Annotated in this window: 12 protein-coding genes, 1 pseudogene and 1 riboswitch; of the genes and pseudogenes, 6 read left to right on the forward strand and 7 right to left on the reverse strand. The window is 44.7% G+C overall.

Annotated elements, in window-relative coordinates:
• The first annotated feature begins 3 nt into the window (after positions 1 to 3).
• Entirely contained in the window at positions 4 to 2,610 is a 2,607-nt protein-coding gene (glnD, locus tag SWP_RS04305; protein WP_020911158.1) for a [protein-PII] uridylyltransferase, read from the forward strand.
• Positions 2,611 to 3,285: 675 nt separating this feature from the next.
• Positions 3,286 to 4,245 carry a pyrimidine-specific ribonucleoside hydrolase RihA gene (gene rihA / locus SWP_RS04315; protein ID WP_020911161.1) on the forward strand — a complete coding sequence of 320 codons (960 nt, stop codon included), beginning with the start codon at positions 3,286 to 3,288 and terminating at the stop codon, positions 4,243 to 4,245.
• Between the two features lie 81 nt (positions 4,246 to 4,326).
• On the opposite strand, the gene SWP_RS24860 is transcribed toward rihA, so the two are convergent.
• From SWP_RS24860 to SWP_RS24090, 4 genes and pseudogenes are all read right to left on the reverse strand, one after another.
• Positions 4,327 to 4,896: a zinc-binding dehydrogenase gene (locus SWP_RS24860; protein ID WP_020911162.1), complete on the reverse strand. Its 570-nt coding sequence runs from the start codon at positions 4,894 to 4,896 to the stop codon at positions 4,327 to 4,329.
• A gap of 199 nt (positions 4,897 to 5,095) precedes the next feature.
• Positions 5,096 to 5,674 (reverse strand): annotated as a pseudogene (locus tag SWP_RS24865) (alcohol dehydrogenase catalytic domain-containing protein); the annotation flags it as partial.
• A complete protein-coding gene (locus SWP_RS04330) occupies positions 5,674 to 6,189 on the reverse strand; it encodes a TetR/AcrR family transcriptional regulator (protein WP_020911165.1) in 516 nt (171 codons plus the stop codon). The pseudogene SWP_RS24865 and the gene SWP_RS04330, both read right to left, overlap by 1 nt.
• Positions 6,190 to 6,412: 223 nt before the next feature.
• Positions 6,413 to 6,562, reverse strand: coding sequence for a hypothetical protein (locus SWP_RS24090; protein WP_187148536.1), 150 nt, complete (start codon positions 6,560 to 6,562; stop codon positions 6,413 to 6,415).
• Between the two features lie 101 nt (positions 6,563 to 6,663).
• Here SWP_RS24090 and SWP_RS04335 point away from each other — a divergent pair, with 101 nt between their 5' ends.
• Entirely contained in the window at positions 6,664 to 7,053 is a 390-nt protein-coding gene (locus SWP_RS04335; protein ID WP_020911167.1) for a ribosome recycling factor family protein, read from the forward strand.
• Positions 7,054 to 7,099: 46 nt separating this feature from the next.
• Here the strand turns inward: SWP_RS04335 and SWP_RS04340 are convergent, their stop codons facing one another.
• The gene (locus tag SWP_RS04340) at positions 7,100 to 7,558 is read right to left on the reverse strand and encodes a PACE efflux transporter (RefSeq protein WP_044555658.1); all 459 of its coding nucleotides are present in this window, start codon (positions 7,556 to 7,558) and stop codon (positions 7,100 to 7,102) included.
• A gap of 95 nt (positions 7,559 to 7,653) precedes the next feature.
• On the opposite strand from SWP_RS04340, the gene SWP_RS04345 reads away from it, so the two are divergent.
• The gene (locus SWP_RS04345) at positions 7,654 to 8,532 is read left to right on the forward strand and encodes a LysR family transcriptional regulator (protein ID WP_020911169.1); all 879 of its coding nucleotides are present in this window, start codon (positions 7,654 to 7,656) and stop codon (positions 8,530 to 8,532) included.
• Positions 8,533 to 8,789: 257 nt separating this feature from the next.
• Here the strand turns inward: SWP_RS04345 and SWP_RS24095 are convergent, their stop codons facing one another.
• Positions 8,790 to 8,939, reverse strand: a complete 150-nt coding sequence (locus tag SWP_RS24095) for a hypothetical protein (protein WP_187148509.1) — start codon at positions 8,937 to 8,939, stop codon at positions 8,790 to 8,792.
• A gap of 209 nt (positions 8,940 to 9,148) precedes the next feature.
• Here SWP_RS24095 and SWP_RS04355 point away from each other — a divergent pair, with 209 nt between their 5' ends.
• Entirely contained in the window at positions 9,149 to 10,192 is a 1,044-nt protein-coding gene (locus SWP_RS04355; RefSeq protein WP_044555659.1) for a flavin-containing monooxygenase, read from the forward strand.
• 110 nt (positions 10,193 to 10,302) lie between these two features.
• Here the strand turns inward: SWP_RS04355 and metH are convergent, their stop codons facing one another.
• Positions 10,303 to 14,046 (reverse strand): methionine synthase, encoded by a 3,744-nt coding sequence (gene metH, locus SWP_RS04360; protein WP_020911173.1) that lies wholly within the window; start codon positions 14,044 to 14,046, stop codon positions 10,303 to 10,305.
• Between the two features lie 243 nt (positions 14,047 to 14,289).
• Here metH and SWP_RS04365 point away from each other — a divergent pair, with 243 nt between their 5' ends.
• Positions 14,290 to 14,796, forward strand: coding sequence for a histidine phosphatase family protein (locus tag SWP_RS04365; RefSeq protein WP_020911174.1), 507 nt, complete (start codon positions 14,290 to 14,292; stop codon positions 14,794 to 14,796).
• A gap of 212 nt (positions 14,797 to 15,008) precedes the next feature.
• Positions 15,009 to 15,156, forward strand: a riboswitch (cobalamin riboswitch).
• Positions 15,157 to 15,174: the final 18 nt, after the last annotated feature.

Raw genomic sequence — 15,174 nt, forward strand, 5'->3', positions numbered from 1 at the left:
AGCATGCCAGACTCTGATATATCACCTCAATTCAATGCAAAAATGGCGATCACCGATTACAAGAAAGTAATCCTAGATGCCGACAACTACTTCAATAAAAACTTTACCCACGTTGCTATCGACGAAATTGTAAAGCTGCGGGCAGATTTTTTCGACTCCCTTTTACAACATCTCTGGGTTTGTGCCGAACTCCATAATGAAAACATCTCCCTTAATGCCGTTGGTGGTTATGGCCGTCAAACACTGCATCTGCATTCCGATATCGATATTTGTGTATTGTTTGATGGAAAGCTCACAGCGGAGCAAGAGGAGCATATCGGCCAGTTTTTCACGCAGTTGTGGGACATAGGATTAGAGCTCGGCCACAGTGTTTTAGCATTGAGTGAGACAGATAAGGCATGTAAAGATGATATTACCGTTGCCACCTCACTGTTTGAAATCCGCCATTTAAGTGGTCCTGATGCCCATGCTAAGCAGGTATTAGGGCGATTATATGGTGATGATCTTTGGAGCAGTGAAGCCTTTTTTAAAGCGAAGTTCACTGAGCAAGATGAACGTCATCAAAAAGCTCAGGGCAGTGCTTTTAGTTTAGAACCTAATCTTAAAAATAGCCCCGGCGGTATGCGTGATATTCAAACCCTTATCTGGGTTACCCGCAAATACTTTGCCGCCCAAGATATGGCGGCCCTTAGACGATTTGGCTTCTTTACTGCCGACGAACACGCAGAGCTACTAGAATCACAGCACTTTATTTGGCGCGTTCGTTGGGCATTACATGCTGCCGCGCAGCGCTCTGAGAACCGTCTGCTCATAGCGCTTCAAAGCGATGTGGCAAGCTTGATGGGCTTTGGTGATAATAGTCACCTTGCTATTGAAAAGATGATGCGCCAGCTTTACCGAGCAATGAGGCGTATTAGTGAGCTTAATCAAATGCTGCTGCAGTATTTTAAAGATGAGATACTGGTACAGCTCGATAAGAAATCCACGCCGATAAACCAACATTTTGAGATCAATGGCCGCATGATCAATGCTCGTCACGATGATGTCTTTGTTGACCGTAAGCAGCTTATCGCGCTGTTTATTCATATTGCTGAGCATGCCAATGATATTGATGGTATTTCGCCGCAAACTATTCGACTGATCCGTCAGGTCCGACGTCGCTTGTTGGGCGACCTGCAAGATTTTTACCGCTGCCGCAAAGAGTTTCTTGCGCTGTTTAGGCATCCGCAAGGGATGGGACTTGCGCTGTCATTGATGCATAAACACGGCATTTTAGCCTCCTACTTGCCGCAGTGGCGTGAGATTTGTGGTCAGATGCAGTTCGATCTTTACCATGTCTACCCCGTAGATGAGCATACTCACAAGCTGCTGAAAAACCTATATGCGTTAAGTGGTAAACCTGAGAATACATCGCTGGTACAACCGGCGGCAGTATACAAGTCGATAGAGAATAAAGAGGTGCTGCTATTAGCGGCATTATTCCACGATTTAGCAAAAGGGCGCGGCGGCGATCACAGTGAGTTAGGCGCGGTTGATGCGCTGCAGTTTGCTAAATTTCATGAGCTAAAACCTTCGCAGGCTAAAGTCATTGCTTGGCTAGTTGAAAACCACCTGTTGCTGTCGCTCTCTTCGCAGCGTCTCGATATTTATGACCCGTCAGAAGTGAAAAATCTCGCCAAAGCGATAGGCACAAAAGCTAGGCTCGATGCACTGTATTGTTTAACTGTTGCCGATATTAAGGCGACTAATGACGATCTGTGGACCAACTGGAAAGCCACCTTGCTTAGAGACCTTTACCTGTCGATAAGCTATGCGTTGCGAAATGGGTTAGAGAATGTGTTGGAGCAGCGAACCATAGTTCGTGAACACAAAAACGAAGCATTAGAATTGATGGGAGTCAACGAAACGCCAGAGGCGATTAAGCAGCTTTGGAAGCGACTACCCTTGTCATTTTTCAGTAATGCTCAGCCTAGCGAAATTGCTCGTTACTCGCAGGCGATGACCAAATATCCAGCCGATAGAGCACTTATTTTACTTGATGAGAACACCACTAAAGGCAGTAGTGATCTGTTTGTTTATATGAAGGATAAGCCAGGGCTGTTTGTGACGCTATTTAATACTTTGGCCTCGCTACAGATCTCAGTGCAGCAAGCGCATATCTCCAAAACAAAAGATGGTTATGTGGTGGAGTCATTGAAAATCCTTGATTATGATCATCACCCGATCAGAACGGCTGGGCGGCGTGAACGTATCAAGCAGAAACTGAAACAGGTACTGTTTGAAAACAGAAAATTGTCTAAGAAACGCCAGAACAGTAATCTGGGCTCTTTTGCCAGCGAGCCTAAAGTAGAGTTTTTGCATTCTCGCAAAAAAGACAGAACGCTGATCAGTGTGACTGCGCTAGATAATCCACAGTTTATGAGCCATTTCTGCAGCGGGTTTAGACGCTTTGAACTTAATATCCACTCAGCAAAAATCACTACAGTGGGTGAGCAAGTGGATAATGTGTTCTTAGTCTCAGACAAAGATGGACAATCTTTAGATGAAGAAAACAAACAGGCATTAAAATCCTTCTTTGTTGATTTTATTAAAGAGCAAATCCCCGCTTAATCCTCAGTAAATTAGCTAAGTGTTTAGCGTGGTATTGCACCCGCTAGAGGCTTAGCTATGTTTTATTATCGATTTATCAAATAGCTGTTATCTCTCTGTTTCTAGTGATTGATATGCTTGATTTGAAACGAACCGTTTGGGTCGCTATTCAATTAATACCAATTGCAGTAAAAGTTTGACCATTCAGCGGGAATTCAAAACGCTGTAGGCAAGTAGTGGAATTTGAGCTAATCGTTATTCTCGGCTCTGGCATCCTGCTTCGCTCTCGATAATTGCTCCTGCATTATTCTACCTTCGACCATCCTTGGTCTCGTACCTCCTAAATCTGACCGCCAAGGAGGGCCGGAATGTCTTATTTTGTATGGAACAAAATAGACCATTTAGTCGTATATCCAAATCCCATAGCGAAGCATACAGCGTTTGCCAATTTGTTTAACCTCAGCCGCACTACGCGAGCCCCTCAGTCTTTCCACTTCTGCTTTGCATTGGCTTTAAAGGGAATAACCATTTCTTTACCAATGCGCTTTGAATTGAAAAGGCTGAGGGGCTCTGAATTGGTCAAATACTTAATGCAATTGGTATAAAACCCTTTAATAGCTCACAGTTTTTTCACTAGCGAGACTCTAGGATATTGGGCACTAGTCCTTGTAATAGTAACCGTGATGGAGTTTCCCCATGTCTAATGCCGTTCATTCCCCAAGACCGATTATTCTTGATTGCGACCCTGGTCATGATGATGCAATTTCTCTTATTCTTGCTCTGAGCAGTAAGCAGTTGAACCCGCTAGCGGTGACCACTAGTGCAGGTAACCAAACTCCAGATAAAACTCTGAATAATGCACTACGGGTGTTGACTATGTTGGGGCGCAGCGATATTGCAGTTGCTGGAGGCGCGGTTAAGCCATTAGCGCGTGAACTTATCATTGCCGATAATGTGCATGGAGAAAGTGGCCTAGATGGCTCAGAACTACCAAACCCAAATTTCGAACCATTACCATGTTCTGCTATAGAGTTGATAGCGCAGAAGGTGCGGGACAGTAGTGAACCTGTGACCTTGGTGCCATCAGGGCCGCTTACTAATATAGCCTTATTTCTTGCGACTTACCCTGAGCTGCATAACAAGATAGAACGGATTGTGTTGATGGGCGGTGCTGCAGCTGCTGGCAATTGGACTCCAGCTGCAGAGTTTAAAATCTATGTCGATCCAGAAGCTGCTGACATGGTATTTAAAGCGGGGATCCCAATTACTATGTGTGGCTTGGATGTAACTCATCAAGCGCAAATAATGGATGAGGATATTGAGCGCATAAGAAAAATTCCTAACCATGTGGCCCAGTGTGTAGCTGAGCTGCTGGACTTTTTCATGATCTATCATAGAGATCCCAAATGGGGCTTTGAAGGGGCACCTTTACATGATCCTTGTACCATCGCCTTCTTACTTAAACCTGAGCTGTTTAGCACTTATGATTGTTGGGTAGGTGTAGAAACCAAAGGCGAGCACACCCAAGGCATGACAGTTGTTGATCGCTATCAGTTGACGCAACATCCACATAATACTCAGGTACTTTGCGATTTAGATCGAGAGGGCTTTGTTGATCTGATTGTTGAGTGTTTAAACGCTTACACTGATACCTGATAACAATATAGAGGAGTATGAGCGATAGGCTTCTATCGCTCTTACTGTTAGCTGATTCAACCTTGCTGAATCACAGTCGAGCTACTGTTGACTAATGTCGATGACAATTTTGCCAACGTGCTGTTTTTGAGCAAATGAGCGCTGTGCTGCTGGGATATCTTTTAAAGCATAAACCTCTGCAATCAAGGGTTTTACCTTGCCCTGCTCAATATGCCTAACTAGTGCCTGAAATACTCCCGCATGCAATACTGTGCAACCAAATAAGCTGAGATCTTTAAGATAAAGTGTTCTCACATCTAAGTTCACCATTGCGCCGCCAATGGCGCCTGCTACAGCGTAGCGTCCGCCTGGGCGAAGTAGCTCTAGAAGTTGTGGCCATTGTTTACCAGCAACGAGGTCAATAACTACATCAATAGTGTTGCTGGCTAGCACTGTCAGCAGCTCATCGCTGCGATTGATGACTTGATCTGCACCGACGCTCAATAGCTGTTGTTGTTTCTCTTTGCTGGTTATAGCAATAACAAATGCACCGCGAGCTTTTGCAAGCTGCACCGCAGCAGAACCAACACCACCTGACGCGCCCGTAATAATACCAATCAGTATAAAGATTTGATCGCTCAGCGAGAGTTTAGCGGCTTTGAAGTAAGGCAATGAATGAAGAGCATAGTTATTCTACGTCCAAGTTCATTAACGCAGCATCAGAGCCGCTAAAACTCGCCTGTAGGAGTGTTTTTGGCTTGCTACTTCTGCGTTGAATAAACTCATAAGGGAACAACCATTATGTCATTTACCCGCCTTGAATTAGCGTGCCAAAAACGCTCTGAGTAGATCAACTTCTTATACTGATTGGTATAAGCACTCGTTCCTGTTCTGAGACATTGGCCTTAGTCAACATATTCTCTGCAGTAGAGTATGAGCAAGGGAAGGAAGCCAGTTCGATATCTGAAAGAGCGCAGTTGATTGCGTAAGCATGTAGCGCATCCACGCTAGTGTATTGTGCAAAGCCACCATCGCACTCAGAGCCAAAGTACCAAGGCGACGTCAATTGCTTGCCATTGATGTGAGTAATGCAAGGCTCAATTAGTACACGTTGGCCGATACGTTGTGGATCAACATTTTTGCCGACGGCAACGATTTCACCGCATACATCGGCACCTTGAATGCGTGGAAATGTTAGTGCTTGTCCTGACCAACTGGCATCTCTACTGTCAGCTGAGCTTTTTGAGTACCAAGCTGTACGGGTATTGATATCGGTATTATTCACGCCAGCGACTGAGACTTTAATTAATACTTGGTTATCGAGTATTGTTGGCACAGCTACCGCTGAATTATGCTGCAACATATCAAAATCACCGTGGCCGACTAAAGTCATCGCCTCCATCGTGTCTGGGATATTGCCTGGAATCGAGCTAGATGTTGTCAGTTTCATTATTTTGGCTCTAATAGAATGTGGGTAAGTTGCTCTGCACTGGCAATGGTAGCTTCGCCCATTAATGGCCAAGCGCTCGCTATCCCTTCATGCACTAAAAAAAGTGCTTCAGCGCAATCTGGACGTTGGCTTTGCTGCGCCAAAAACTGTTGCACAGCTTGCTTGTGACTATTGACCACTTGCCTGATTTGCTGGTTTTCTGGAAATGCGGCAATAGCCTGCATCGACATACAGCCGTTAGGCGCAGATCCCTTCATCCATTGTTGAAGTTGTTTAAAGGCATGAATAACAGCTTCCATCCCAGGTGCTGGCGCATCTTTGGCTAAAAATGCAAGATAGCGTTGTTGGCGGTGATCCAACGCGGCAATAATCATCTGCTCTTTTGAAGGATAATATTTGTATAAGGTGCGCAGGCTCACTCCACTGGTTTTCTGCAGTATAGCTACGCTTGGTTGTGCAAAGCCGTGTTGAGCAAAAGCAGCTTCAAGATTGGCAGCGATCTTTTGATCTGGCATGGTATACACCTTTAAAGTAGAGCAAGTATTCTACCTGGGGTAGAGCGTTCATTCTACCCGTGTCAACTTCAGCTATGTATTTTGTATGCTTGCTCACTTAAATCACAGTAAGCATGATGTTCAAGGGTTAAATAATTTTTGAGATAGCTGATTTAATGATTAGGGGCTGTTGATCTTTCGAGCTTAGTTTTTGTTCGGTTCTTTACCGTAAGGAATAATGTTTCTAGTACAAGGCTTGAGCGATAAAGCTTAGCCGGCTAAGTGAAAAGCTCATAACACCGTAATAGAAGCATTGAATCGAACCCAAAGGGCCGCGTTTCTTGGCTATGTTTACTGTGTTGTAGACTATTTGTGGAGAATAACTAAACGGCATAGTCTCCGCCTTGTCAAAATAGCCAATAAACTGCGGCAAAAACAACCGTGAAAGATCAACAGCCCCTAAATATCGATTGAATTAATGTGTAAAATGGCGCTATGAATGAAAACGTCACCATCTCACTTCCTGCGCTTATTCATCGAATAGGGAGAGACTCAGCTAACCAAGCTAAAGCACTCGCTCGGCTACATAACTGTGAGCTAAAGCGTGTACGTCGCTCACGTAACTGGGCGATAACGGGAGAGGCGATGAAGGTTCAATCATTTAAAGAACAGTTAAAATCTCAAACCAGTAGCGAGTGGCAATATTTAATTAAAAAGCTCGAAACAGCGCTACTGAACCACGCTGATAAATTAGAGCCGTTGTCAGTCAAGCTGGCCCGTTTAATCAGAGAAAACGACAATATTACGCTTGCTGAGCTTATGCATCTCACCGATTGCACCCTAAGTGAAGCCAGAACGGCACGCTTTAATTCAGATAGTTGGTAGGGTACTGCAGGACTCAGCCTTATCGCTGAGTCTTTAGTTTCGGTATTTAAGCTGTTGGTTTAACTGGTTGGGTAATAGTATTGCTGTTCGATACTTGGCTTAAAAAAAAGCGTTCACGGATCACATCATAAACCCAGTTAAAGATAATCGCGTACACCAGAAAGAAAATCACTACGCCTAAATCCATAATGAATACGGTCCAGAAATCCAGTTGTAGCACCCACATCATCAAAGGGAGTGTGGCGACAATCATTCCAAGTTCAAACCCTAGTCCATGTCCTAAGCGCATCCGTAAAGAACGCTGGATGCGGTTTTGACCAAAGATACGGTCAAAACCTAAGTTATAGATGTAGTTCCATACCATGGCGATTAACGACAAGCTAACAGCTAAGCCAGTGGCTGATTTTGCTCCTGTATCGGTAAAGACCATCGCTGCAGTGATGACGAAAACCAAGGCAATCGCCTCAAATAGTACGCTGTGTAAAATACGCTCTTTAACATTCATAATCAGTCTTACCTAAGCTTGTTCAGTAGTTCTTAGGGGGTATAATCATCAATATTAGAGAAAGAATCTAGTTAGTTACTATCAGGAAAAGTGATATGTATAACTTGGAACAGTTAAGAATGTTTGTTGAAACTGCCGAATCGGGTTCATTTTCGGCTTGTGCGAGACGGCTCGGCAAGGTGCAATCAGCAGTGAGTCAGGGAATAGCGAATCTTGAGATAGAGCTAAACACTAACTTGTTTGATCGCTCTAGTCGTAAGCCCTCTTTAACGGCACACGGTGAGAGGTTGCTGCCTTTTGCTCAGGCCATTTTACGGCAAACCTATGAGTTAGACTCAGTGACGAATGCGCTTAACCTTTTCCATGAAACTGAGATTAAGCTAGCAATCGATGATGCGCTTCTGCCGATGATGGCGCGTATATTAGATTCCTTTGCAGAGCATTTTCCAGGTACTAATCTGGAGCTGTATGCAGTTGCGACTCCAGATGTATTAAGCTTGGTTGATGGGGGAAAAGCAGATTTGGGTTTGATGTTTGCCAGTAGCGAATTCCCACAGAAAGTTGATGTTTGTTATGTTGGTAATATGCCTTTTAATGGGGTGGTGAGTCCTGCCCACCCATTGGCTGAGCTTAATATGGTGACCGTTGCTGATCTGATCCCCCACCGCCAATTGTTGATCCGAAGCCTTGATGGGCAAGCGTTGGCCCACAGCCCAATCGTCTCTTCACATATTTGGTGGGGCAACAGTTTCAATGCAATCAACGCTTTAGTTAAACAGGGGTTAGGCTGGGGTTATGTTCCTTCTTATATGGCAGAGCAGTATGAGCGTCAAGGTGAGATGGTGTGTTTGCAACTTAGCTTTGATCATAAACCGTGGCGAGTGCCCATTGACCGCGTGATGGCTAAGCAAAAAACTAAAGGGCCAGCGTTAACTTGGTTGGCTGATGCTGTGACGGATCTGTTGGATGGTTAAAGAGGCAAAGCTAGCTGTGTAGTTTGGCTCTATGTCGCGATCTCTATCAGCGATAATAGGCCTGTTTTTTCGACTCTATTTTGCTCTGCACTGGATCTCTGGAGTTAGCGTTTGATCCTAGAAAGGTTATTGCTTTTGCTGAGACTAAAGCACTGCAACTGCAGCAAAAGTAATAATAGATAACTATTGGTAATTAGGGGCTGTTGATCTTTCGAGCTTAGTTTTTGTTCGATTCTTTACCGTAAGGAATAATGCTTCTAGTACAAGGCTTGAGCGATAAAGCTTAGCTGGCTAAGTGAAAAGCTCATAACACCGTAATAGAAGCATTGAAGCGAACCCAAAGGGCCGCGTTTCTTGGCTATTTTTACTGTGTTGTAGACTATTTGTGGAGAATAACTAAACGGCATAGCCTCCGCCTTGTCAAAATAGCCAATAAACTGCGGCAAAAACAACCGTGAAAGATCAACAGCCCCTAATAACATCTTGAATAAAAGGTGAAATAAGCCAATGTTTACACCTGTGCCTATACTTCATTTACCGCAACGGTCAGGTTCTGAGTTCATATTCTGTTAGTATAGCGCGCATAATAAAAACAATATGCACGCATTTGGGAACCATGAAAGAATTTATCATTATCGGCGCAGGTCAGTCTGGGCTATCTATGGCTTACAACTTATCAACCAATAACAAAGATTACCTGATTTTAGACGCCAACGAACATATTGGCGCACCTTGGCTAAAACGTTGGGACTCATTAAAGCTTTTTACCCCTGCTGAATATAATCACCTTCCCGGAATGCCATTTCCATTCCCAAAAGGCTATTACCCGAATAAATATGAAGTTGCTGACTACCTAAAGAGTTATGTCGAGAAGTTCTCAATGCCGATTGAGTTTAACCAAAGAATAACCTCGGTTAAGAAAGTGGATGGTATTTTTGAAATAACCAGCGATACTGCAAGCTATAAAGCTAAGCAGTTGATTATTGCAACTGGTCCGTTTCATACTCCCTATACGCCTGCTTGCCATGTTGATATCGCGCCAAATATTACCCAACTTCACAGTGAGAACTATAAGAGCCCTGAGCAGTTACAAGATGGCGATTGCTTAGTGGTTGGGGCTGGAGATTCTGGTGTACAAATTTTGTCTGAAATAGCAGAAACCGGGCGTAAAGTGCATTTTTCTGGCACCGATAAAATTGCTGCTATTCCGCAATCATTCTTAGGTAAAACCTTATGGTGGTGGTTTACCAAAATCGGCTTTTTATCAGTTTCACGCTTTAGTAAATTAGGCCAATGGCTCAGTAAAGGCGTACAGCCAGTTATTGGTACTGATGTGAAGTCCTTGCTAGCAAAAGACAATGTTATCCATATGGGAAGGACTTTGTCTGCAGATGAAAGCAGCATTAAGTTTCAAAAAGGCAGCGTGAGTAGTATTAAAAATGTCATCTGGGCGACAGGCTTTAAACCCAACTTTTTCTGGATTGAAGATATCTCTTTTGATGAAATGAACTACCCGAGCAACTATCGCGGCGTAAGTAGCGACGTCGATGGGCTCTATTTCATCGGTTTACCTTGGCTGTATACCCGCGGCTCAGCAACGCTTGGTGGTGTATGGAAAGATGCTAAGTATTTGATGAACCATATTCAAGAAATCAGATAACAGCATGAAAAAAGCCCCTCTGTCTATACGGCGATATAGGGGCTATTTTTTCTTTTAGAGCTTTTGCCTGCGTGCGAATAAATATACTCGCCCGCCCAATGCAGGACTCTTTACTCTGGATCGTAATCCAACACTGGCATTAACCAACGTTCGGTTTCTTCGATACTCATACCTTTGCGCGTGGCATAATCCTCTACTTGGTCACGACCAATATTGGTCACGCCAAAGTAACGTGATTTAGGGTGAGCAAAGTACCAACCTGATACTGCAGCGGTTGGGAACATCGCATAGCTTTCGGTGATATTAAGGCCGATAGTCTCATCGGGCTTTAATAGATCCCACAGCAGGCCTTTCTCGGTGTGATCCGGGCAAGCGGGGTAACCGGGGGCAGGGCGAATACCTTTGTATTTTTCACGAATAAGCGCTTCGTTATCAAGAGTTTCGTCACTTGCATAACCCCAGAACTCTTTGCGTACGCGCTCATGCATACGCTCGGCAAATGCTTCAGCTAATCGGTCAGCCAAACATTTGAGCATAATGGCGCTGTAATCATCGTGTTCCGCTTCAAAGCGTGCCACATGTTCATCAATACCGTGGCCTGCGGTAACGGCAAAGCCGCCCATGTAATCGGCAACGCCTGAGTCTTTTGGTGCAACAAAATCGGCCAAACAGAAATTGTCGTTACCGACACGCTCAATCTGCATCCGCAGGTGATGAGTGGTCATCTCCAATTCAGTGCGACTCTCATCGGTATACAGCTCAATATCATCGTGGTTAACGGTGTTAGCTGGAAACAGTCCGATAACGCCTTTGGCTGTTAGCCACTTTTCACTGATGATTTTTTGCAACATCGCTTTACCATCACTAAACAGTTTTCGCGCCTCTTCGCCTACGACTTCATCATCTAAAATCTGTGGAAAATGACCATGTAGCTCCCAGCTTCTAAAGAAGGGGGTCCAATCGATACGTTCAACTAAATCTTCTAGTGGGTAGTCATCAAAGACTTGGCGCCCAAGTTGATTCGGCACGAACGGCGTATAGTTTTCCCAGTCATGTTGACAGCGGTTTTCACGGGCCGCTTCGAGAGAGGTGATCACTTTACGCTTGGTTTGCGACAGACGCTTTTCGCGCATTACATCATATTCTTGATAGGCTTCATCAATTGTTGCTTGGCGTGTATCGTTATTGATCAACTTCGACACCATAGGTACGGCGCGTGAAGCATCAGCAATATAGATTGCACCTTCAGGTGAGTGAGGCGCGATCTTGACGGCAGTATGGATTTTAGAACAGGTTGCGCCGCCAATAATCGATGGAATAGTTAAGCCCGCTTTATGGAAGCTTTTAACGTTATGTACCATCTCATCTAGACTTGGGGTGATTAGCCCTGACATGCCAATAATATCGACATTTTCAGCCTTGGCGACTTCAATGATCTTCTCAACTGGCACCATAACGCCTAAATCAATCACTTCATAGCCATTACAGGCGAGTACCACACCAACAATATTTTTACCAATATCGTGCACGTCGCCTTTAACCGTCACCATCAAAATTTTGCCGTTAGACTGACCGGCGACTTTTTCAAGTTCAATGTAAGGGTTGAGGTAAGCCACGGCTTTTTTCATCACTCGTGCTGACTTTACCACTTGTGGAAGGAACATTTTGCCAGAGCCAAATAGATCGCCAACGATGTTCATGCCATCCATTAACGGCCCTTCAATCACATCCAATGGTCGGCTGGCTTGTATGCGTGCTTCTTCGGTATCTTCATCAATAAAGTCGGTAATACCCTTGACCAACGCATGAGCTAAGCGCTCATTAACTGGTTTTGTACGCCACTCTAAATCTTCCTTCTTGGCGACTTGGTTGCCGTCACCCCGGAACTTTTCGGCGACTTCTAACAACTGCTCAGTGTTACTTGAGTCGCTAACGGTGCAGGGCAAGTTCTGTACAATGGCTTCAACCCGCTCTTTAAGTTCGGGGTCAATGTCATCGTATATCGCTAGCTGTCCGGCGTTAACAATGCCCATGTCCATACCGGCTTGAATTGCGTGATAAAGGAATACAGCATGAATCGCTTCTCGTACCGGGTTATTGCCACGGAACGAAAAAGACACGTTAGATACACCGCCAGAGATCATTGCGTGGGGCAAGGTACGTTTAATCTCGGCAGTGGCTTCAATAAAGTCGACCGCGTAGTTGTCGTGTTCCTCAATTCCGGTCGCAATGGCAAAAATATTCGGGTCAAAGATAATGTCTTCTGGCGGGAAGCCTACTTTGTCGACCAGCACGTTATAAGCACGAGTACATATTTCTACTTTACGCGCTTTAGTGTCGGCTTGGCCTACCTCATCGAATGCCATTACGATGGCGGCGGCGCCGTATCGTTTCACGAGTGTGGCTTGTTCGATAAACTTCTCTTCGCCTTCTTTTAGCGAAATAGAGTTAACGATGCCTTTTCCTTGAATACACTTAAGGCCAGCTTCAATCACTTCCCATTTAGAGGAGTCGATCATGATCGGTACCCGAGAGATATCTGGCTCTGAGGCAATAAGGTTGAGAAATTTATGCATGGTATCGCTACCATCGAGCATGCCTTCATCCATGTTGATATCGATGATCTGCGCGCCATTTTCGACTTGATCGCGGGCGACACTGAGCGCTTCTTCATATTCGCCGGTTTTAATCAGGCGTAAGAATTTAGCCGAGCCAGTAACGTTAGTGCGCTCACCAACGTTTAGAAATAGTGAATTCTCATCAATCGTCAGCGGCTCAAGCCCTGATAAGCGGCAAGCCACTGGAATATCTGGCAGCACTCGAGCAGGGTGTTTGATAACGGCTTCGCGGATAGCGCGAATATGGGCAGGGGTTGTACCACAACAACCGCCAATAACATTTAAAAAACCTTCCAGCGCCCATTCTTCGATCACTTCACTCATCTGCTCTGGTGTTTCATCATAACCACCAAACTCATTGGGAAGACCTGCATTAGGATGTGCTGAGACAAAACACTCAGAGATTTTGGACAGCTCCTCTACATATGGGCGTAGCTCTTTTGGCCCTAATGCACAGTTAAGCCCGATAGTTAGCGGTTTTACGTGACGCAGTGAGTTGTAGAACGCTTCTGTTGTTTGTCCAGTAAGCGTGCGACCTGAGGCGTCTGTAATCGTGCCAGAGATCATAATCGGCAGACGAAAACCTTGAGCATCGTACACGGTTTCAATGGCAAATAACGCGGCTTTTGCGTTGAGGGTATCAAAGATGGTCTCAACCATAATGATGTCTGCACCACCGGCAATCAATGCATTTATTGATTCAATATAGGCTTCAACAAGCTCGTCAAAACTCACATTACGGTAACCTGGGTCGTTAACATCTGGGCTGATTGAACAAGTTCGGTTGGTCGGGCCAAGCACACCCGCAACGTAACATTGGCGGCCTGTTTCGGCTTCAACTTCATTGGCAGCTTCACGTGCAAGGCGAGCACCTTGTAAATTTATCTCCGCCGAATGTGCCTGCATATCGTAGTCAGCCATGGCGATTCGGGTTGCGTTAAAGGTGTTGGTTTCGATGATGTCTGAGCCAGCCAAAAAGTAATCTTTGTGGATTTGCTTAATAGCTTCTGGCTGAGTGAGCACCAACATGTCGTTGTTACCCTTTACATCACAATGCCAGTCTTTGAACTGTTCACCGCGAAACTGCTGCTCTTCAAATTTGCGATCTTGGATCATGGTGCCCATCGCACCATCAAGCAGTAGGATCCCTTCCTCTAACTTTTTAGTCAGTACTGCTAAAACCTTGTCGGCAGTTTCTTGTGTGTGCGGGACTGGGCTCAGGGTATGTGTTGCCATAAAAAATTCCTACCAAATACAGAGTCGCAAAATATAAAATGCAGTAACCTTGTCCATTCTTATCAACTACAAGCTAGCATTACTAGCTTAAGTTATTTATGTTTGGACATTTATACGTATAGACGTCCATAATACGTGAGTCGCTAGCGAAAGTGCAACCCCTAAAACCTGATACTTTTTCACTTGGAATACGTGACGGTTTACTTGTAAGTGACTGATAAATATAATTGGTTGGAATGTTAAGTGCAGAATACGAAGATAGTTTTACTGCGTCATGGAGCTTGTGAAGGCGGTAATGTTTTACGTGGCCATACGGATGTTGTGCTGAGTTTAGCTGGAAAAGAGCAGCTAAATGTGGCGTTTTCGACACTTAAAAATAGTAAAACCTGTGATTTGGCTAAAAACAGCAAGATAGATCTGGTGGTGAGTTCACCATTACTGCGCTGCTCAGAGCCTGCTCGCGCTTTCGCCATACAACACAATATAGATTTTGTTGAACAGTCTGGCTTTATGGAGCTTAATTTTGGCGATTGGGATGGGCAGCTTTTCACTGAACTTTATCAGCAATTTAGTGAACAGCTAGATGCCTATTGGGCAAACCCATGGCAACATACGCCGCCAAACGGTGAAACGATGCAAGCTTTTGAATCTAGAATCGACAATGCTTGGGACGCTTTACTTGAGCGACATAAAGGTAAAGTCATTGTGCTCGTGACCCATGGAGGAGTGATTAGGCACTTAATGGCTTAATCACTCGGGCTAAAACAGTGTGCAGGGATCTACAGCGCTCTTAAATTGCCCTATGCCGCGACTGTGGTTATCGATGCGTTAGATGATGGTTGCCAGCGTTATTTAACCCTTAATTGGGGACTGGAGTAGCGAGTAGTTGATCAAGTGCAATGCCTTATTGGCTTTGCATGATAAACTGTCACATTATTACCTCAAAAATGAGGTAAACCACACAAACTAAATTTGAGTTAGGTGCCTAATCGCACAAATTGGGAACCGGTGGCCGAAAACGGCTAATGAGTCCGGACTGTACCCGCAACTGTATGGGAGTGAATTCGTTTTCGCCCCAAGTCAGATACCAGCCTAACTTTGCCATATTGAATAACTTGAGCGGGCGTC

It is taken from the genome of Shewanella piezotolerans WP3, from assembly GCF_000014885.1.
GTDB lineage: Bacteria > Pseudomonadota > Gammaproteobacteria > Enterobacterales > Shewanellaceae > Shewanella > Shewanella piezotolerans.